Genomic DNA, 18299 nt, shown 5'->3' with positions numbered 1-18299 from the left:
CGCCGAGGAGGCTCGCCGAAACACCCACGGAAAGCGAAGTGCCTGGAGCGGAAATCAACAGGCCATTTTAACAGAACCCAATGAAAAAATAGGAAGCTGGTCTTTTTAAGATTAGCTTCCTATTTATTTACCTCTTAAAAAGTTTCCTTTGTTTCATGTAATCGATAGCTTTAGTTTTATTCTTTTGTTTAGAAACATATTCTGCTTCGTTTTTATCACTATAATAGTTATTAAATCTTTCTTCTGGAAGAGTACCTTCAGAAATTGCCTTTTTAACTTCACAGTCAATCTCGTTTATATGAGTACAGTCAGAAAATTTACAACTCCTGGATAACTCTATTATATCTTCATATCCATGATTTAAGTTTTTAAATACTTCTTTATTAAATTTCATTTTTCAACTCCCTCTTTTATCTTGTTGAACCAACCTACAACATTACTTCAATACTAAAGTACATTTCTCCTTCTTGAAGAAATGCACCCTTTTACTTTAATAAATGGAAAAATGACGTGTGGCAATTCACACGTCATTTTTAAAAGGGATTCTATAAGATTTGATTCAAAAACCGCTGTGTCCGCTCATGCTGAGGGTTCACGAAGATCTCATTTGGATGTCCTTCTTCTATTATATTGCCGTCCGCCAACATGATCACACGGTCAGCCACTTCTCTTGCAAAGCCCATTTCATGGGTCACGATCACCATCGTCATCCCTTCTCGGGCCAAATCCTTCATAACCTGAAGCACTTCCCCTACTAGCTCAGGATCCAATGCCGACGTTGGCTCATCAAACAGCATAACTTTCGGTTCCATCGCCAACGCTCTTGCAATCGCCACCCGCTGCTTTTGCCCACCAGACAGCTGCTCCGGATAGTAGTTTGCTTTATCAGCAAGGCCTACTTTTTTCAAAAGGTTCATCGCTTTTGTGCTTGCAGCTTCTTTAGTTTCTTTTCTAACAAAAATGGGGGCTTCGATAATATTTTCTAACACCGTTTTATGCGGGAAAAGATTGAAGTGCTGAAACACCATTCCTACCTTTTCTCTCACTTTATTCAAGTTCGTTTTGGTGAGATCAATTTTCTCAGAATCAATCGTAACCTCTCCCTGCTCTGCCACCTCTAAAAAGTTCAAACAGCGAAGCAACGTACTTTTACCAGAACCGCTGGCACCAATCAGGACGACGACTTCTTGTTCATGAATCTCCAAGTCAATATTCTTTAACACGTCAAGCTTACCAAAGGATTTTGATAGATTACGAACTTGAATCATGCGACACGTACCTCCTTCGGTTTACTCACATCGAGTTTCTTTTCAATCAGGTTAGCTACCCATGTGAAAATTAGAACGATAATTAAGTAATAGATTCCTACGACAAAATACGTTTCAAACGGCATATAGTTTTCCCCTTGTACACTAAGGGCCGTGTTGTAAAGGTCTGTTACCGCAATATAGGCAACTAGTGAAGAATCCTTTAAGCCAATAATAAACTGATTGGCAAGGGCCGGAATTGATCTTTTGAAAGCCTGTGGGAAAATAATTCTTCTCATCGCAAGTGAATAGTTCATTCCAAGCGACCTGGCCGCTTCCATCTGACCGCGGTCAATCGATTGAACCGCTCCTCTGAAAATTTCTGCGATATACGCGCCCGTGTGAACACCCAATGCCAATGCCCCTGCCGTGAAGCTATCCAAGTTCACGATGTTGGCAAGTCCATAATATAAGAACATGATTTGAACAATCAGCGGGGTTCCGCGAATAATCCCAATATAGATGTCAGCAATGCGATTTAATAGTTTACTAGTCGAGATCTTAAAGGCGGCAAAAATAATGCCGATCACCATCGCAAATAACAGAGAGATCGCTGTAATTGAGATCGTCATCCAAGAAGCTTTCAAAAAAGCAATTCCATGCTCACTAAAAATACTAATAATATTATCTAAAAAAACCACGAGGCTTACCTCCTTTTTTTGAAGGGGGACAGTCCCCCTTCGACACAATTTCTTACTTTTCCATTACGTTGGTGTTGAACCATTTCATACTAATTTTTTCGTACGTACCATCGTCAATCATTGATTGGATTGCTTCGTTAATTTTGTCAGCGAGTTCTTTGTTTCCTTCAGCAACCGCTACACTCACACGGTCTTCGTTCAACAATCCGCCGATTGCTTTAATTTTTAGACCTTTTTCATTTTTTGCACTTACCCCAACAATTTTGTCAGTGATAACAGCATCCAAACGACCAAGTGCCAAGTCTTGAAGAGCGTTGACGTCTGTTGGATAGCCTTTCACTTGGTCAGATAGATCTTCGGCCATGTCCTTCCATGTGCTCGCTTGAATAACTCCGATTGTCTTACCCTTTAGGTCTTCCTTTGACTGAATATCTGTGTTGTCTTCCGCTACAAAAATCTGTGCACCAGATAGATAGTATGGATTCGTGAAGTCAACCTGCTTATCACGCTCAGGTGTTGCCGTCATACTACCGATAATCGCATCGTATTTCTTTGCCTTTAACCCTTGAATAATCGTTTCCCATGGGTTTGTTACAGGATTGGCTTCGAGTCCAATTCTTTTCGCAATTTCTGTTCCGATTTCAACGTCAAATCCAGTTAATTTTCCGTCTTTCTTAAAGTTTAATGGCGGATATTGTCCAGTCATAGAGAACGTTAAGGCACCTTTTTTCACTAATTCATGCTTACCACTGCTTGCTTTCGCTGCCTTTTCCCCATCAGCCTTCTCCGTGCCGCAAGCAGATAGAAGTAACATCATCGCTGCAGCTAATAAAATTGCAATTTTTTTCATAAATATACCTCCCCAGTTAATAAAAAAACACCGTCACAATGGCATATGACGGTGTTCTACACACCCTCATCGATCAGCATTGGTGAAGATAGTTCTCCACAATTCCAAGGAACTGTGACAGTTCTGCCCCTATTCGAGTGCAGACCCAGCTTTCTGAAAAAAGTGATTTCAGAAGCTTCGGCGATTGATCCTTTTTCCTATTTTCATAGATTTCACTGAATCTCCCATAGGATACTGATATAAATCGCGACCTCTACCCCATCTAATGCTTAAAGATGAGGATTTTCATATTTAGTTTGACGAAACTTTTTTTAGTATATAAAAGTATTCTAACAAATGCAATAATATTTTTAATGGAATTTACATCCAAATGAAAACCCTTGACGGGTTTTCTTTCTTGAGATACATTTTTCTAAAATAGGAAATTTCCAAATTACTAGAAAAGAAGGTTAGGCATATGTTGCAATGTCGAGAAGATGTACTGGCATTCACGAAACAGCTCGTAAACATTGAAAGTGTTGTAAATACTTATGGCGAAAAAGCCATTGCCCAGGCTTTATATGCAATGATTTCCTCATGGCCCTATTTTTCAGAAAATCCAGGCCAGCTTGTTTTAGAACAGACCCACAATGACAATCAAGAGCGTTATAATGTGCTGGCGTTTGTCAAAGGAACAAAGGGTACGAGCAATCGAACCATCATCCTAATGGGTCATACGGATACAGTCGGAATTGATGATTTTACTCACTTGAAAGACCAGGCCTGCTATCCCGAGGAGCTAATGGAATCCCTGAAAAAAGAGAATCTGCCCGCTTCTGCACAAAAACATTTACAGTCGGGAGATTGGATGTTTGGCCGTGGCGTCCTTGATATGAAAAGCGGAGTCGCTAGTCATCTCTATCTCTTAAAATATTACTCGGAACACCCAGAAGAATTAGACGGAAACCTGGTTCTTTTAGCAGAGTGTGACGAGGAAGACAGCTCACACGGTGTTCTTTCTGCCTTAAAAACTTTAAAACGCTGGAAACAGGAACATGGTTTTGCCTATTCCGCTGCCATTAATGCCGATTTCGTGGCGCCGCGCTATGAAGGCGATGACAATCGCTATATCTATAAAGGCACAGTAGGAAAATTGCTGCCATCCTTTTTCATTACAGGAGCAGAAACACATGTAGGCTCTGCCTTTGAAGGACTCGATCCGAACTTTATCGCAGCCGAGCTAACTCGACAAATCAATTACAATCCAGAGCTATGCAACGAAGCGTTTGGCGAGACGACCGTGCCGCCTGTTTCGTTAAAACAAACGGATTTGAAGCCGTCCTATACGGTTCAAACGGCTCTGTCTGCTTATGTTTACTACAATTTCTTTATTCACTCTTGGTCTCCAAAGGATGTCCTTGAAAAATTAAGAGAACAGGCAGATATCGCTTTTACCAATGCCCTGACTTCTTTTGAAGAAAGATATAAACAATACAGTACATTGAGTGGCGAACCCTATATCCAGCACCCTTGGAAATCGAGAGTCATGACGTACGAAGAAATGGAGCAATTATTGGTGGCTGAGAATGGTGAAACATTCACCGCACATATGAATGAATTTAAGGAAAAGCTAGTTAATAATCCGGAATTAGATACGCGCATGTTTGCTGCGAGAGTGGTGGAGGAAGCGTGGAATTGGATGAAGGATAAGAGCCCGGCGATCATTCTATTTTACTCGTCCTTATATTCACCAAGAATTGAATTGACAGGAAAAACAGAGGATGAAATGAGCTTGATCCAGGCGTTGGATGAAGCGGTGGAAGAAATGCAGCCACACTATCCACATCCGATTGTGACGCGGAATTTCTTCCCGTATATCTCGGATATGAGCTTTGTCGCGCTGAGTGATGATGAATCAGGCATAAAGGCGGAAACCAACAACAACCCTGGCTGGGGCACGAAGCTCTTTGTTGACTACCAAGACATCCGCGACATCAATGTACCAGTCATCAACATCGGTCCATACGGCTTAGATGCACATAAAAAGCTGGAGCGGATGGAAATGACCTACTCACTCCAAGTCGTTCCAAACCTAACCAACCTTGTAATTCAGAAACTTTTAAACAAATAATCTCCAAAGCTTGTAGACCCTTCTACAAGCTTTTTTTACAAGAAACATGTAAAATAAAAGGAAAATGAGTGAAAAACAGGCATAAAAAGGGGGATGGTTGTGAAGAAAATTTTGATTTTTGCGGCCATTGTTTTGGCTGTTTTACTGGGTGGATTTTATGGAGCCTATAAATTGATCAACAGCGAGGCCGTGTCAGGAAACAAACTAGAGAAAGTAGAGACGGAAGCTGTGGATGATTCTACTTCTCCTGAAGATGAGGAAAGCAAACAAACAGATAAAATTGGCGGTGTTCAGTACGATATCGGCATTGATAATACCAGCTCCGAATATAAGGTCATTGAAGTGATGCACAAAATGACGCATCAAAAAGTGAAGGCTTACGAAAAATGGGGAGCCATCCCTATGATGCAGGATACCATTAATCGCGTGTACGAGATTGTGAGCAACAGTGACTTCGACCGAAAAGACCAATTGCTGGCCATTCTTGAAAAATGGAAGGCGGGGAATTTTTCCGCAGTCGATGACGACCACAACTATTTCTGGCAATATCAAGGCGGTACCGTTGGGCAAGCCCACGGAATCTTAAGCAAAGCAGAAGAAGAAACCTTCATCTTGAATAATTTTGGTGATGACATCGCAAAAGAAGTAAGCTCCCAGCCGTAGCGGAGCTTACTTCCTTTTTGATCCTATAGTGAATTATGGTTTCGCATTGATCGTCCAGGAAAGCATAAACATGAGAAAGGTAAAAAGGAGAATAAATACGTTGATCCCCAATCCCCACCACGCATATAGCCTTGGTCGCCTTCTCGTAAATAGTCCGATTACACCAAGAATAATGCCAAACATTGGATTCTTTATTAAAAAGAAATCAGGAAAGGTTTCTGTTTTTAATAATAAGGCTGCATTAAGAATCGCAAGTGAAAATAGCCCCCATACGAACGAAAGAATGCCAGCCAGCCCAATCAATTTGCTGAGTGTGGACTTCTTCTTTATTTCCAGTTCCATAGCTTTACCTCCCCTACCTTTACAGCCCGTACCTCTTTCATCTGCTCTAATTTTCTAAGTTCAGACGTTGGTCCGGTCACAACAGCCCCATATACTTGAATACCATTTTTCTTTAGATAAGCCATTCGTTCCTTTAACTCAAGCGACTTGGCCCTAGCTACTTTTGTTGCCACTTCTTCATTTTTTGAAAGTTGTGTAAGAATATCCATGAACACTTCTTCATTTGTTTGTTCTCTGCCGTTGAAAGGCGACCAAATGGTTGAATCTATTTGAGCAGGATAGCCGATTGCAGTGATTGGTACGCCCTCTTTATCTACCTGTTTTGCTTCAAGCCCGGTATCCACAGCTAACCAGCGCACCTCTGTTTCCTTTGGCAAGATTAGTTTGATCTCATCAGGCTTATGCAATGTGGATAACGACACATACAATTCGGCAACCGTGCCATCTGGAAGCCCCTTTAATATACTCCATTCTCCCCCCGTATCAAACGGAATGTTAGCGTCTGGATGAAGCAATCTTTCTGTTTCAACACTTGGAATTTCAGGTAGCGGACGTTCTAAAAGGGTCGTCTTTTTAGGAAAATTAGGTTGATCTAAAGTGAAGTAAATATCATAGTCTCCAGCTTTATAATCCTCTTTTCCTATCCGTTTATTCACATCAAACAGGAGATGCATGGAAAATAACCCAATGTCGTCCTCAATTTTTATTTTTTCCAGATTGATATTAGGCTCCGTTACGTAGATCGTATTTGAAGCAACCTCAATAAGCTTGTCAGCCCTTCCCCCGATTGCGTAATAAAAATAGGTGATAAGTGTCATAACTGGGATGATCAGTAACAGGACGGCAAGACTTATGAAAATATTCGTTAATCGTGCATGATTCTTCCCCACGTTAACAATGGTTCGTTGAGCTTCTTCAGTAAGAATATGACTCGTCTTATATTCCTGTTTCGTATTTTTAATGAAATTTTGATAGAGTTCATCATCGTTTGGATTCATCTTATCACTCATCTGTCCTTCCCCTTCCTTTCACTTTGTCTACCAATTTTTTTCGTCCTCTAAATAAGTGGCTTTTTAACGTGTTTAACTTTAAATCAAGAATATCTGCAGCTTCCTGGTATGGAAGATCATGCAGATCACATAGGAGTATGGCGTGCTTTTCATTCTCTTGCAGGCTATTAATATCCCTTAACAGTAAGCTTAATGATTCCTTTTCGAGCATTTCCTTCTCGGGTGTACTTTGTTGAATATCCACGCGTTCATCCATTTCTTGTTCGAAAATAACTCTTTTATGCTTCCTTTGAAAATCAATGAAAGCATGGTAAGCAACCTTAAATAACCAAGCCCTAATATTTTTTATTTCATAATCTTCAATAGACACATAAGCCCTGTAAAAAGCCTCTTGGACAAGATCTTCCGCTGCAAAATGGTCTTTAGAAAGGGAATAGAGATATCGATACAAATCATTTAGATTCTCTTTAAATACATCTTCAAGCTGCACGAACCATCCCCCTTTCACCTAATCCACGTTTTAACTTACCAAAAAGTTGCAATTTTAACAAAAATATTTAATTTTTTTCCACAAAAAAAGAGAAGTGCATTCACACTTCTCCGTTCATTCAGACAATAACTATTTATTTCGGTTTTACCGTTTGCGGCGGTTCTTCCATCCAGCCATGTTTAATCATGATTTTGGCGCCTTCATGCGCATATTCAAAAATATCCTTCATGAAGATTGACAGCTTCGCCGGCAGGTCATTTCGTAAGCTAAATGCCGTTCCTACAGAGTTACCGCCTAAAGAAAAGCTGCAGAACAGGCTGACGCAGTACATCATGATTTTATCTGAGAAAGGAGCAAGGGTTGAAGTAGTGATATTCCCACCAGCAGTAGCTGGAACGGGAATATTATTTTCTAATAGGACCTCACTCATCTCTTTAATGATGGCTGCTGCCATCTCTCCACCCTTTGTGAAAAATTTACGAACATCCTTTTTTTCCGCACATTGGGCAAATCCGTAAATCATTTGCATCCCCGTCACATTGGATTCGATGGCATGATAAATGTTTGCCAGCTCCACCGTGTTGAGAGAGCGTTTCCCGCTAAACAGGTTAAATCCACCTAGATAGTTAGTATCTTTGACAAACTCCACTTCCTTAGTGGTTGAAACATACGGCGAACGGGGAACTAACCCTTTTTCTAGTAAGTATTTAGTACATTGATGATAATACTTTTGTGTCATACTTGTGAGGTTCTTATAGAGTTGAATCATATCATCGCGATAGGACATTGTGATATTTAAGGTGTGCATCGCCATGCTGATTTCTTTAATCATTCGGACAAACATGATATCAAAACCATTATCATAGAGCTTTGGGACTTCTTTATTGATATCTTGGTCAGTAAATCCTATCGGAGTAGGGATTCCTTCACTTTTAAAAATTTGAATCATCTGCTCTATATAAGGACTGATTTCTTCATGTAAGTTAGACATAATTTTTTTGGCCTCTGGATCATCTGCTTTTTCTATATAGTACTCTAACATATGTTTAATCATCGTCTTTTGTTGATAGGTCATCCATAACGTTCCGATCTCGGATGACGCTAAAGCTGGCATTTCAGGCATGTGAATCTCTCCTCAGTTCAACGTACTTTTTGTTAGTTTGAACCATGAACGCCATATCATTCACTTACTAAAAAAATAGTAGAATGCCTCCCTCCACTATTTGATATACATATACTATATTTTTCCATCTAATCATTTTATAATATAGGGTGGACTTTCTATTATTTTTAAGGGGAATAAGTAATGAAACAGACAGAGATTACAAACCCAATTTGGGCTTATTTTGTCTTAATTGGGGGAGGAATATTTGCGTTAACTACCTTACCAGGGATGCTCTTGATGATGACGATTCCATTATGGAAACCGGATGAAATCAGCTTCTTTTCGATTTTATTTATGGTCATTGGGATATGTATCATTATTGTGCTTGGATGGGGAATGAAAAAAGCGTTTGTTGCAATCAAAACCTATAAGCAATGGAGGAAAACGGCGAGTCCTATCGTGAGCGTAGGTGAGAAACCGGCAGAACTTATCAGTGGTGGGTCAGAGAAAAAGAAAAAGCCGATTTGGCCTTGGATTGCGCTTGCACCAGGCGCTTTACTATTGGTTAGTTCAGGACCGGGTGTCCTCATGCTGCCGATCGCCCCACTCTTTTTAGCAGGGATGTCGACCGATTCAGGGAACACACCAGGCTATGTGCCAGGTCTCATCATTGTAATTGGGTACGGACTATTGATTGGGTATATTATTTTGGTGGTCAAGGCGATTAAACGACTGCGAACCAAATAAGTTTGTTAATAAAAATGGAGGCCTGTTGATGAATGGCCTCCATTTTTGATAGATAAAAACTATTGTCTTGTGGATATTGTAATTTTTCAGAGATTTTCATCCCCTTTTTGTGGATAATGCATCTCTTTCTTGTGGATGGAACGATTTTACTTGTGAGTCATCCACTTTTATATGTGGATGACTCCTTTTATTTGCGGATAACTCGCTTTTATTTGCGATTAATCCACATTTATTTGCGGATAACCGGCTCTTATTTGCGGATAACCGGCTCTTATTTGCGGATAACCCACTTTTATTTGCGAACAACCTGAACCCAATTATCCACAGTTCCCGAGTTACCCTTTGACAGAACCTTGTGTCATGCCCTCGACTATGTATTTTTGCGCAAAGGCGAAAAGGATAAGAGTAGGAATCACGGATAAGACGGTTGCCGCGGACATAGATCCCCAATCAATATCATATTTGGTGATAAAAGAGTTCATGGCTACAGGTATGGACTTCGCTTCTTCCTTATCGATAAACATAATGGCAAGGAACAACTCGTTCCAGCACTGCACAAACGCGAAGATAAAGGTCGCTGCAATCCCAGGTAGCATCACCGGAATGATGACCTTGAATAACGCCGTCAGCCTTGAGCACCCATCAATCATGGCCGCTTCCTCTAGTGTCGATGGGATTCGCTCGAAAAACCCTTTCATAATCACCGTACAAAAAGGAACCATCATGACAGTGTACATCAGCATAAGAGATGGCAACTTGTTGAGCAGCTGAAGCTTGGACATTAATAAATATAATGGCGCCAACCCAATAAATAACGGGATCATTTGCGTAATAAAAAAGGCAAAAATCACTTGCGATTTCCCTTTAAACTCAAAGCGTGCCAACACATAGCCGCTCAGCATCGCAATGAGAAGCGAGAACACACCCGCAACCACAGACAAAATCAAGCTATTTGTGATATAAATACCAAAATTAGAGATTTTAAAGATATCAATATAATGTTCAAACGTGATCGTTTCCGGCCAATAGTGAATGGGGAACGTAAACATATCCTTGCCTGGTTTTAAAGAAGTAATGAAAATCCAATAAAGCGGAAACACCGTAAAGACAAGGAATAAGGAGAGAAAAATCACCTTAAACAGCTGTTTCCAATTGATGAGCCTCGTCATTAAAAATCACCCGCTTTATTGAATTTCGTTGCCATTACATAAAAAATCGAAAAGCACAGGAGTAGGAAAATCATAATGACACCGATTGCCGCTGCCTGTCCATAGTTCTGTCCCATGATTAATTTTTCCAGCATGAAGGTAGATAGAATATGTGTTGACCCTGCAGGCCCGCCGTTCGTTAAGGAATAAATCAGATCAGGGAAATTTAGAATCCAGATAATACGTAGTAATGTCGTCACAATCAGCGTTGGTAAAATATACGGAATGGTAATCTTGAACAGCTGCTGGAAATAGTTCGCCCCGTCGATCTTCGCCGCTTCAAACAATTCGTCAGGAATAGATTGCAGGGCGGCTAAAATCATGATGGCAAAGAAGGTAATTCCGTACCACACGTTGGCCACAATGACGGATACCATGGCCCAAGTGGGGTCCGCTAAGAAAGGAATCCCGGTATCAATGATTCCTGCCTTCAACAACAGGTCATTTATTACGCCGCTTTGGCCATTTAACATCCAGCGCCAAATTAATCCGATTAAGAACCCCGACATCGCCCAAGGAAAAAATATAAACGCTTGATACACGCCTCTGCCTCGGAATTTTCTCCGCAATAACAAGGCAACACCAAAGCCAATCACAAACTGGGGAATGAGTGAAAAAAAGACCCAATAAAAGCTGTTCACTAAGGATTCTTTAAATCCTGCTTCAGCCATGACCGCCTTGAAGTTATCGAATCCGATAAACTCAATGTTCGTTAAGTCAAATAGCGAGTAATTTTGAAAGGCCATAATGACCCCTTTGAATAATGGATAATAGATGAAAATGGCGACAAGCAATAAGGCAGGGAGTAAGCTAAGGAAAATAAACAGTCCATGCTTGGAGATCGAAAACGTTGGCAAGCTTCGATTGGTAACTGGTTCAGTTTGCGTCTTCAAGTTTCATACGCTCCTCTCTAAAAAACATAGGGGCAGCAGAACACCACTGCCCCCAACCGGTGCTATTTTTTATTGGCTTTTTCCTTTTTCCAAAAATCAGACCACTTGGCTAAAGTGTCTTTACTCGATACCTTTCCTAACAGCAAGGCCTGAATATCTTTATCTGCCATCGCTCTGTATTCTGCATATCCCTTGTACTCAACAGGGCGGTCAGCAATCAAGAACTCTTCTGGCTTTGCATTCATTTGGATATAAGAGCTGAAGTAACCTTCCTTGAAATATGGGTCATCCCCTGCACTTAAATGAATCGGAATTAATGAGTTATTTTTCGCAAAGTATAGGTTTTGCTCTGGGCTTGATAGGAAAGAAACTAGCTTCCACGCTTCAGCCTTATGCTTTGAGAAAGCTCCGATTCCCCAGCCAGCTGTTCCGGCAGGCTGTTGAGCGACACCTGATGGCGTACCCTTTGGAAGTGGAGCGGTTGCCCATGTCCCTTTTTTCATATTTTCTTCAGCCGTTACAATAACCTCTGGATCCTGGATTAACATCGCTGTCATGCCAGATGTGAAGCCTTGCACCATTTCCGGGTAGCTCCAGCTAACAGAATCCGGCGGGGACGCTTCTTTGTATAACTTCAAATACGTATCCAGTACTTGCTTCGCTTCAGGTGTTTCAAACATCGTTTTTCCGTCTTGTGTAAAATAGGCATCATTCTGGACAATGTTCTTTCCAAGGTAAGACCATGTCATAAATTCGATATAATCTGTGGCACCTGCACCGCCTCGGAAGCTATAGCCGTAGCGATTCTTCGATTTGTCCGTTAATTTAATCGCCGCATCCACTAGCTCATCCCATGTTTCAGGAACCTTGATGCCAGCCTCTTCAAACCAATCTTTCCGGTAAAATAACGTTTTTTCATATACACCATACGGAATATAGTATGGATTGTGGTCAACCGCTGTCGCACCGTGTTTGATGGTTTCCGTTAACGTGTCCCATTCCTTCCACTGGCTTGTATAGCGGGAAAGGTCTTCAATAAATTTGTTATTTGCGAAGTTTTTAACAGTTTGCTCGCGAACCTCTAATACATCAATATCTTCTTTTGCCATTAACATTTGGGTTATTTTTTCGTCGGCACTCTTTAATGGTGGGGAGATGAGCTCCACTTTAATCCCTGGATTTTCTTTTTCAAACTTGGCAAGCATCTTTTTCAACAGTTTGGTTCTTGCTGGGCTTGTAATACTCTCAACCATTCGTAGTGTGACTTTTGCGTCGCCGCCTTCTTCAGAGCTTGTTTCTTTGGAGCCGCTACAGCCTGCGAGCAGGCCTAGGAAAACCATGACTAGCACCAACATCAAAAATCCTTTTTTGAGATGAAGCATCAAATTTTATCCCCCTCTGAAATGTTTTTCTTTTTTTATATAAAAGGTCAGCCTTTTATACCGTTTGTGATTGTACCTGCAATGCCATGTTGAGGTCTTCCATCAGTTCATCAGCATTTTCTAAACCCACGGATAGTCGAATTAAGCCAGGATCCATGCCACTGGCAACTAGTTGCTCCTTGTTATAGCCGTAATTCGGTGAGATGACGAGACTCTCAAAGCCACCCCAGGAAACTCCGATTTGGAACTGTTTCAGGCTGTTAATCACCTTACGAACGGACTCGAAGGAATTGTTCGCAAGTTCAAAACTCAATAGACCGGCATATCCTTTTAATTGCTTGGTGCCAAGTTCATAATCTGGAGAGCTCTTTAAGCCTGGATAGTTTACTTTTTTGACAGAAGGATGATTTTCTAAAAATGTGGCGATTTTCATTCCGCTTTCTTGATGGGCTTTCATTCGTAGAGGCAGGGTGCGCAGACCACGCATTAATAGCCAGGCTTCATAGGGCGGCATGACTCCGCCTAGCAGTTGGTATTCGTGATAGAAAAGATGGTCCATGATTTCTTTGCTAGTGATGAGCGCCCCGCCAACGAGATCGCTATGGCCGCCTAGGTATTTGGAAACGGAATGAACCACGATATCGATTCCAAGTGTAATAGGGTTCTGAAAAATAGGAGTCGCCCAAGTGTTATCAATAATTGTTTTGATTCCGCGCTGCTTGGCTAGATCGGAGATGGCCTTAAGATCAACGAGTTTAAAGGTCATGGTGGTTGGGCTTTCTAGGTAGATGACTTTGGTGTTGGGTTTAATGAGAGATTCGATGGTGTCTAGATCGGTTTGAAGTGTGTTGGTGTGAGTGATACCAAATTTTTCGGCATAGGTGAAAAACTTCGTAGTAGGACCGTAAATATTGCTGATGCTTAGTACGTGATCGCCTGCTTTTAGGAACGTGAGGATGGCGGATGAGATGGCGGCCATTCCAGAGGAGAATAGTTTACATTTCTCACCTTTTTCGAGGGCGGCGATTTTTTGCTCAACGATTTGGACGGTGGGATTGGTGCCCCGCCAGTATAGGTAGCTGTTTTGCTCATCCTTCATGGCCTCGGCGAGCTGGTCAAAATCCTTAAAGACAAAGAGCGAATTTTGATAGATAGGCGGAACAACGGCTCCGTGGAAGCGGTCATATTCGTCACCGAGATGCGTGACAATATGTTCATCTGAGAAAAACTTGTTTGTCATGGTCATTCCTTCTTTCCTTGGTTTTATGGCGGCGAACCGTATCGGGATATTGGCGGCCTGCCTAGATTCGGCGAACGGTATCCTCGACCGCATCTATGATTTTATTAAACTCCTGCAACGCATAAGCAGGGTCACGCTGCTTAATGCCGTCAAGCATCGTGCTGTGAAATGGCAGGGTATCACTAAAAATATGCTCGATGCCAAAAGGTCTGCTCCAAAGCTTATTGAAGGTGTCGGATACCGATTCGGCGACACTTTCTAGCAAGGGGTTATGGGAGGCTCGATAGATGGCCTTATGAAATTCCCAGTCCACCTCCGATGAATCGATCCCCGCATCTCTTAGGCGGATCACCTCTATAAGCAGTTGGTCCATTTCTTCAATTTCTTGGTTGGTTGCCCTCAGTGTCGCTAGCTCTACTGCTTTTCCTTCTAGTGCTCTACGCAACTCACTAATGTGTAGCAGATAGTTCTTCTCCTGCTCGACATCAATTTTGGCCTCGATTTTTAAGGCTTCTCCTTCTTTCACAAAGATGCCCTTTCCGTTTTGCACCTCAATGACATCGAACCCTTCAAGGTAGCGTAAGCCTTCTCGGATGCTCGAGCGGCTGACACCGAGAATGCTGGTAAGCTCGGCTACAGACGGCAGTTTATCCCCCTTTTTCAATTGATGATCATTTATGTATTTCTTGATTTCTTCCGCAATCATTTCGTGCATAGATACCTTTTTGATAGTTTTCATGAGACGGTCACCTTCTCTCTCATTTTCTACTATACGACTGTCCACCTATCTGATAGGTAAAGTTTATTCTGAATATTTTAAAAAGTCAATTTTATTTTGAGATAACATCTTGGCAATAAAGAAGCGTAAGTCCCCAATTGGATTTGGGTCTTACGCCTTTTTTGTGGGATGAAGGACATTCACCTAGACTCTTCTAGATTTGTCCTAAATTCGGCTTATGAAGGACATTTTCTACATGATTCCTCTTCGTTTTATCCTTCATAAAAAAAGGGACAGTCCCCCGCCGCTTTAAAGCGCTGGGGGACTGTCCCCTTCCTTGTTACGTATGTGACACAATCAGTTGGCAGTTGCCGTCGATTTGGAATTCTCCTGCACCTACTGGGAGGATAAAATGCGTACCTTTGTTTAAAGCATAGGTTTCACCTTGATGGACAAGGGATCCTTCACCTTTGATTACACTGAAAAGCACGTATTTGTCTGCAAAGGAGAAGCTAGCTTTACCACGGACAGCCCATTTGTAAACAGAGAAAAACTCTGATTCGACAAAAGTGGTTACTGTTGCGTTCTCTTCCTCTTGCACTCGAGGTGCAGTCTCTGCATCATGGTGTGGAACAGTCGTTACTTCAATCGCTTTTTCCAGGTGAAGCTCACGTAAATTCCCTTCCGCATCGCGGCGGTCATAATCGTATACTCGGTAAGTTGTATCAGAGCTTTGCTGTGTTTCCAACACAAGCGTGCCTTCGCACAACGCGTGAATCGTGCCACTTGGTACATAGAAAAAGTCCCCTGGCTTGATTTTCACTCGACGAAGCAAATCATTCCATTTTCCTTCGTTGATCTGTTCAACCAATTCTTCAAACGTTTTCGCATTGTGTCCGAAGATCATGTCAGCATCTTCTTTACAATCGATGATGTACCAGCATTCTGTCTTTCCTAGTTCTCCATTTTCGTTAACCTTTGCATACGCGTCATCTGGGTGCACTTGCACCGATAGGTCCATATTGGCATCCAAAATCTTGGTTAATAGAGGAAACACTTCTTCAGTTGGATTTCCAAAAAGCTCGGGATGCTTCTTCCAAAGCTCATCAAGTGTGACCCCTGCAAATGGACCATTTTCAATAACCGAAGGGCCATTCGGATGAGCAGAAATTGCCCAGCATTCTCCTGTATGTTCAGATGGGATTTCATATCCAAATTCTTGTTTGAGGGTTGTCCCTCCCCAAATTCTCTCTTTAAATACGGGCTTCAAAAATAACGGCTGCATGATTGATTCCTCCTGCTCTATGTAGTCACGGGTGTGGAGGCTTTGTCGAAAGGGGTCTGACCCCTTTTGCATTTGAGCCAGCCTCCAATAATAAATAAGTAGTTTTTGTAAAAAACTAAAAATGAACTCATTCACAAGAATACTCCATTTCTAAAATAGAAGCAAAATAAAATCCGTCCATTCTTCGTCACATTTTCGATGGTGACAGAAAAAACGTAATATGATACCATTCACAAATGTTCGATAAATTCCGCATTGGATCACAACTGGTGTCATTCACCGCTCGTGGACACTGTCCACCTGAGGCGTACACAACCACAACATTATTAAGTGAGGTGAAAAAGAAATGAATGAACGGCAACGGACGATGCTGCGGATTTTGCTTGAGTCCCGTGATAAGTTTTTGTCTTCGCAGCAACTAGCGGACAGACTAGGGTGCTCGGAGAAGACGGTAAGGAATGATTCGAAGGTGCTCGATCTTTGGTTAAGTGAGCATTCACATGCGACTCTCTCCAGAAAGCCCAATATCGGTTTTCAGCTGGAGATTAGCTCAACTGAACGAGAAGAACTTTTGAATACGCTTTACCACGCGAGCACAGGGTCAACGAATGATGAGATGGATGAAAAGAACCGATTAGTTCGCATTTTGGAATTACTTCTAGTAGAGAAAAAGTCCTTAACCCTTCAAAAGCTATCAGACCTATTTTTTGTCAACAAAGCGGTGATCAAAAAAGATCTCGAGAAAATTGAAGGCTTCCTCGCGAAATCCAACCTACAGCTTACAACAAAAAAGAAGCTAGGAATTGAGGTAGAAGGGGCGGAGCAAAATTGGCGTCAAGCAATCTCGAAAGTACCAGCCTTCGTAGAAAGCACAGCCAGTCGGATGCAATTTTGGGAGCAATTTTTCGAAAAGCAGGACGTCCAGACCATAAAACAATCCCTTGAGGACGCAAACACGCTGAACACCAACCCGTATACAGATGAAACCTTGCAAAACCTCACCGTACATATGCTGATTGCAGTCAAACGGTTAAAACAAGGTCATTCCATCCAGCTTCCCGAAGCAGAGCTCGACAGCATCCTGACAAAAAGGGAATACGCCACTGCCGAAGACGTCATGAAAAAAATGGAGCATCATTTTGCCATCCGTTTTCCACAACAGGAAATGGCCTATATCGCTCTTCATTTTTTAGGAGGAAGGGTTCAACATGCACCTGAAGCAGGCAACGAAGTGGATGTAGATGTGCAAGAACTAACAGCCACGTTGGTTAGTCAACTCTCTCACATGATGCATATTCCTTTTTCTCACGATGAGGACTTATTCCGTGGATTACACGTTCACCTTCAATCCACGATGAATCGGATTCGCCATCGCCTGAGTGTGACGAACCCCATACTGGATGAAATTAAGCGAATGTATCCGTACATGTTTGATACGATTATGAACGAAATCATCCATGTAAACCAGAGCCGGGACCTACAGATTCCTGAAGAAGAGGCCGCCTACCTCACTCTTCACTTCCAAGCATCCCTTGAAAGACTACAGCGAAAAAGCGGGAGCAACAAGAAAACGATCATTGTTTGCCCGATGGGAATTGGTGCATCTGTTCTCCTTCGTACGAAGCTGGAACGAAAATTCCACTCGTTAGATATCCTTGAATCGGTTTCGATTAACAAAATCAATCAGTACACAGCGGCAGATATTGATTTCATTATTTCGACCGTGCCAATCTCTACTACCACCCTCCCTGTGGTTCAAGTAACACCTCTTTTAACAGCAGAGGAGGAAAACAAGCTGCAGGCATTTATAGAAGAGCTCAGCAGTCAAAAAGCTACATCGGGCACAGCCCAGCATACCGGAACCCTCCCTTATTTACGAGAGCTAGTGAAAGAAGAATTGATTGTAATGAACCTAAAGTACAGTCATCCCTATGAAGTTATTGAAGCACTCACCACCAGGCTCGAGGAACACGGTTATGTGAGTAAAGAATATATCGAATCCTCCATCATTCGTGAGCAGCATTCCTCCACGAACATTGGCGGAGGCATTGCCATTCCACATGGGGACCCTTCGTACATTAAAAAGTCCGCCATCGCTGTCGGGATATTGAATAAGCCGCTCCTTTGGGGGAAAGAATACGTCTCCCTCGTCCTAACCTTAGCGACCAAGCCTGAGGAATATACGACGACCAGGGAATTGTTCACCGAAATTGGACAATTAACCGATCATCCACTGCAGATGACGAACTTAATCAAGCAAAAAACACCAGAAGAGTTTATCAAAAACCTATAAGAAAAGCGCAAGCGC

Annotated in this window: 18 protein-coding genes and 1 riboswitch; of the genes, 4 read left to right on the top strand and 14 right to left on the bottom strand. The window is 42.0% G+C overall.

Annotated features, from left to right (window positions below):
* Nucleotides 1-127 precede the first annotated feature (127 nt).
* The 4 genes from ABES03_RS08270 to ABES03_RS08255 form a co-directional block, all read right to left on the bottom strand.
* The gene (locus ABES03_RS08270) at nucleotides 128-394 is read right to left on the bottom strand and encodes a hypothetical protein (protein ID WP_430116756.1); all 267 of its coding nucleotides are present in this window, start codon (nucleotides 392-394) and stop codon (nucleotides 128-130) included.
* 151 nt (nucleotides 395-545) lie between these two features.
* On the bottom strand, nucleotides 546-1268 hold the full coding sequence (locus tag ABES03_RS08265; protein ID WP_308082348.1) for an amino acid ABC transporter ATP-binding protein: 723 nt from the start codon (nucleotides 1266-1268) through the stop codon (nucleotides 546-548).
* Nucleotides 1265-1948: an amino acid ABC transporter permease gene (locus ABES03_RS08260; RefSeq protein WP_308082347.1), complete on the bottom strand. Its 684-nt coding sequence runs from the start codon at nucleotides 1946-1948 to the stop codon at nucleotides 1265-1267. The genes ABES03_RS08265 and ABES03_RS08260 overlap by 4 nt, the downstream gene beginning before the upstream one ends.
* Nucleotides 1949-2000: 52 nt before the next feature.
* Nucleotides 2001-2798, bottom strand: coding sequence for an ABC transporter substrate-binding protein (locus ABES03_RS08255; RefSeq protein ID WP_430116753.1), 798 nt, complete (start codon nucleotides 2796-2798; stop codon nucleotides 2001-2003).
* 81 nt (nucleotides 2799-2879) lie between these two features.
* A riboswitch (Lysine riboswitch) is annotated at nucleotides 2880-3062 on the bottom strand.
* A 193-nt stretch (nucleotides 3063-3255) separates the two neighbouring features.
* On the opposite strand from ABES03_RS08255, the gene ABES03_RS08250 reads away from it, so the two are divergent.
* Nucleotides 3256-4908 (top strand): M20/M25/M40 family metallo-hydrolase, encoded by a 1653-nt coding sequence (locus ABES03_RS08250; RefSeq protein WP_430116751.1) that lies wholly within the window; start codon nucleotides 3256-3258, stop codon nucleotides 4906-4908.
* A gap of 93 nt (nucleotides 4909-5001) precedes the next feature.
* Nucleotides 5002-5571 carry a DUF6241 domain-containing protein gene (locus ABES03_RS08245; RefSeq protein WP_430116748.1) on the top strand — a complete coding sequence of 190 codons (570 nt, stop codon included), beginning with the start codon at nucleotides 5002-5004 and terminating at the stop codon, nucleotides 5569-5571.
* A 33-nt stretch (nucleotides 5572-5604) separates the two neighbouring features.
* Here the strand turns inward: ABES03_RS08245 and ABES03_RS08240 are convergent, their stop codons facing one another.
* The 4 genes from ABES03_RS08240 to ABES03_RS08225 all read right to left on the bottom strand — a co-directional run bounded on the left by ABES03_RS08240 (nucleotide 5605) and on the right by ABES03_RS08225 (nucleotide 8536).
* A complete protein-coding gene (locus ABES03_RS08240) occupies nucleotides 5605-5913 on the bottom strand; it encodes a hypothetical protein (RefSeq protein ID WP_430116746.1) in 309 nt (102 codons plus the stop codon).
* The gene (locus tag ABES03_RS08235) at nucleotides 5898-6923 is read right to left on the bottom strand and encodes an anti-sigma factor (protein ID WP_430116743.1); all 1026 of its coding nucleotides are present in this window, start codon (nucleotides 6921-6923) and stop codon (nucleotides 5898-5900) included. Before ABES03_RS08235 ends, ABES03_RS08240 begins: the two co-directional genes overlap by 16 nt.
* A complete protein-coding gene (locus ABES03_RS08230; RefSeq protein WP_430116741.1) occupies nucleotides 6916-7413 on the bottom strand; it encodes a sigma-70 family RNA polymerase sigma factor in 498 nt (165 codons plus the stop codon). Before ABES03_RS08230 ends, ABES03_RS08235 begins: the two co-directional genes overlap by 8 nt.
* 133 nt (nucleotides 7414-7546) lie before the next feature.
* Nucleotides 7547-8536, bottom strand: coding sequence for a DUF3231 family protein (locus tag ABES03_RS08225; protein WP_430116738.1), 990 nt, complete (start codon nucleotides 8534-8536; stop codon nucleotides 7547-7549).
* A gap of 183 nt (nucleotides 8537-8719) precedes the next feature.
* Between ABES03_RS08225 and ABES03_RS08220 the strand changes: the two genes are divergently transcribed.
* Nucleotides 8720-9265 carry a hypothetical protein gene (locus ABES03_RS08220; RefSeq protein WP_430116736.1) on the top strand — a complete coding sequence of 182 codons (546 nt, stop codon included), beginning with the start codon at nucleotides 8720-8722 and terminating at the stop codon, nucleotides 9263-9265.
* Nucleotides 9266-9600: 335 nt separating this feature from the next.
* Here the strand turns inward: ABES03_RS08220 and ABES03_RS08215 are convergent, their stop codons facing one another.
* The 6 genes from ABES03_RS08215 to manA all read right to left on the bottom strand — a co-directional run bounded on the left by ABES03_RS08215 (nucleotide 9601) and on the right by manA (nucleotide 15994).
* Nucleotides 9601-10434: a carbohydrate ABC transporter permease gene (locus ABES03_RS08215; RefSeq protein WP_430116734.1), complete on the bottom strand. Its 834-nt coding sequence runs from the start codon at nucleotides 10432-10434 to the stop codon at nucleotides 9601-9603.
* Entirely contained in the window at nucleotides 10434-11366 is a 933-nt protein-coding gene (locus ABES03_RS08210; RefSeq protein ID WP_430116732.1) for a carbohydrate ABC transporter permease, read from the bottom strand. The genes ABES03_RS08215 and ABES03_RS08210 overlap by 1 nt, the downstream gene beginning before the upstream one ends.
* A 62-nt stretch (nucleotides 11367-11428) precedes the next feature.
* Nucleotides 11429-12748 carry an ABC transporter substrate-binding protein gene (locus tag ABES03_RS08205; protein WP_430116730.1) on the bottom strand — a complete coding sequence of 440 codons (1320 nt, stop codon included), beginning with the start codon at nucleotides 12746-12748 and terminating at the stop codon, nucleotides 11429-11431.
* A gap of 55 nt (nucleotides 12749-12803) precedes the next feature.
* Complete coding sequence (locus ABES03_RS08200) at nucleotides 12804-13988, bottom strand: trans-sulfuration enzyme family protein (RefSeq protein WP_430116728.1); 1185 nt, start codon at nucleotides 13986-13988, stop codon at nucleotides 12804-12806.
* 61 nt (nucleotides 13989-14049) lie between these two features.
* The gene (locus ABES03_RS08195; RefSeq protein ID WP_430116726.1) at nucleotides 14050-14772 is read right to left on the bottom strand and encodes a FadR/GntR family transcriptional regulator; all 723 of its coding nucleotides are present in this window, start codon (nucleotides 14770-14772) and stop codon (nucleotides 14050-14052) included.
* Between the two features lie 274 nt (nucleotides 14773-15046).
* The gene (manA, locus tag ABES03_RS08190; protein ID WP_430116759.1) at nucleotides 15047-15994 is read right to left on the bottom strand and encodes a mannose-6-phosphate isomerase, class I; all 948 of its coding nucleotides are present in this window, start codon (nucleotides 15992-15994) and stop codon (nucleotides 15047-15049) included.
* Between the two features lie 343 nt (nucleotides 15995-16337).
* Here manA and ABES03_RS08185 point away from each other — a divergent pair, with 343 nt between their 5' ends.
* Entirely contained in the window at nucleotides 16338-18284 is a 1947-nt protein-coding gene (locus ABES03_RS08185; protein ID WP_430116723.1) for a BglG family transcription antiterminator, read from the top strand.
* Nucleotides 18285-18299 lie beyond the last annotated feature (15 nt).

It is taken from the genome of Neobacillus rhizosphaerae, assembly GCF_050477885.1.
Taxonomy (GTDB): domain Bacteria; phylum Bacillota; class Bacilli; order Bacillales; family Cytobacillaceae; genus Neobacillus; species Neobacillus rhizosphaerae_A.
Note: the sequence above shows the minus strand (reverse complement) of the source record. Positions and strands in the feature narration are given on the sequence as shown.

Excerpts from the sequence above, each read along its gene's own strand:
- ABES03_RS08270 (WP_430116756.1), bottom strand. The coding sequence starts at position 394 with ATGAAATTTAATAAAGAAGTATTTAAAAACTTAAATCATGGATATGAA.
- ABES03_RS08265 (WP_308082348.1), bottom strand. The coding sequence starts at position 1,268 with ATGATTCAAGTTCGTAATCTATCAAAATCCTTTGGTAAGCTTGACGTG.
- ABES03_RS08255 (WP_430116753.1), bottom strand. The coding sequence starts at position 2,798 with ATGAAAAAAATTGCAATTTTATTAGCTGCAGCGATGATGTTACTTCTA.
- ABES03_RS08250 (WP_430116751.1), top strand. The coding sequence starts at position 3,256 with ATGTTGCAATGTCGAGAAGATGTACTGGCATTCACGAAACAGCTCGTA.
- ABES03_RS08245 (WP_430116748.1), top strand. The coding sequence starts at position 5,002 with ATGGTTGTGAAGAAAATTTTGATTTTTGCGGCCATTGTTTTGGCTGTT.
- ABES03_RS08240 (WP_430116746.1), bottom strand. The coding sequence starts at position 5,913 with ATGGAACTGGAAATAAAGAAGAAGTCCACACTCAGCAAATTGATTGGG.
- ABES03_RS08235 (WP_430116743.1), bottom strand. The coding sequence starts at position 6,923 with ATGAGTGATAAGATGAATCCAAACGATGATGAACTCTATCAAAATTTC.
- ABES03_RS08225 (WP_430116738.1), bottom strand. The coding sequence starts at position 8,536 with ATGCCTGAAATGCCAGCTTTAGCGTCATCCGAGATCGGAACGTTATGG.
- ABES03_RS08220 (WP_430116736.1), top strand. The coding sequence starts at position 8,720 with ATGAAACAGACAGAGATTACAAACCCAATTTGGGCTTATTTTGTCTTA.
- ABES03_RS08215 (WP_430116734.1), bottom strand. The coding sequence starts at position 10,434 with ATGACGAGGCTCATCAATTGGAAACAGCTGTTTAAGGTGATTTTTCTC.
- ABES03_RS08205 (WP_430116730.1), bottom strand. The coding sequence starts at position 12,748 with ATGCTTCATCTCAAAAAAGGATTTTTGATGTTGGTGCTAGTCATGGTT.
- ABES03_RS08200 (WP_430116728.1), bottom strand. The coding sequence starts at position 13,988 with ATGACAAACAAGTTTTTCTCAGATGAACATATTGTCACGCATCTCGGT.
- ABES03_RS08185 (WP_430116723.1), top strand. The coding sequence starts at position 16,338 with ATGAATGAACGGCAACGGACGATGCTGCGGATTTTGCTTGAGTCCCGT.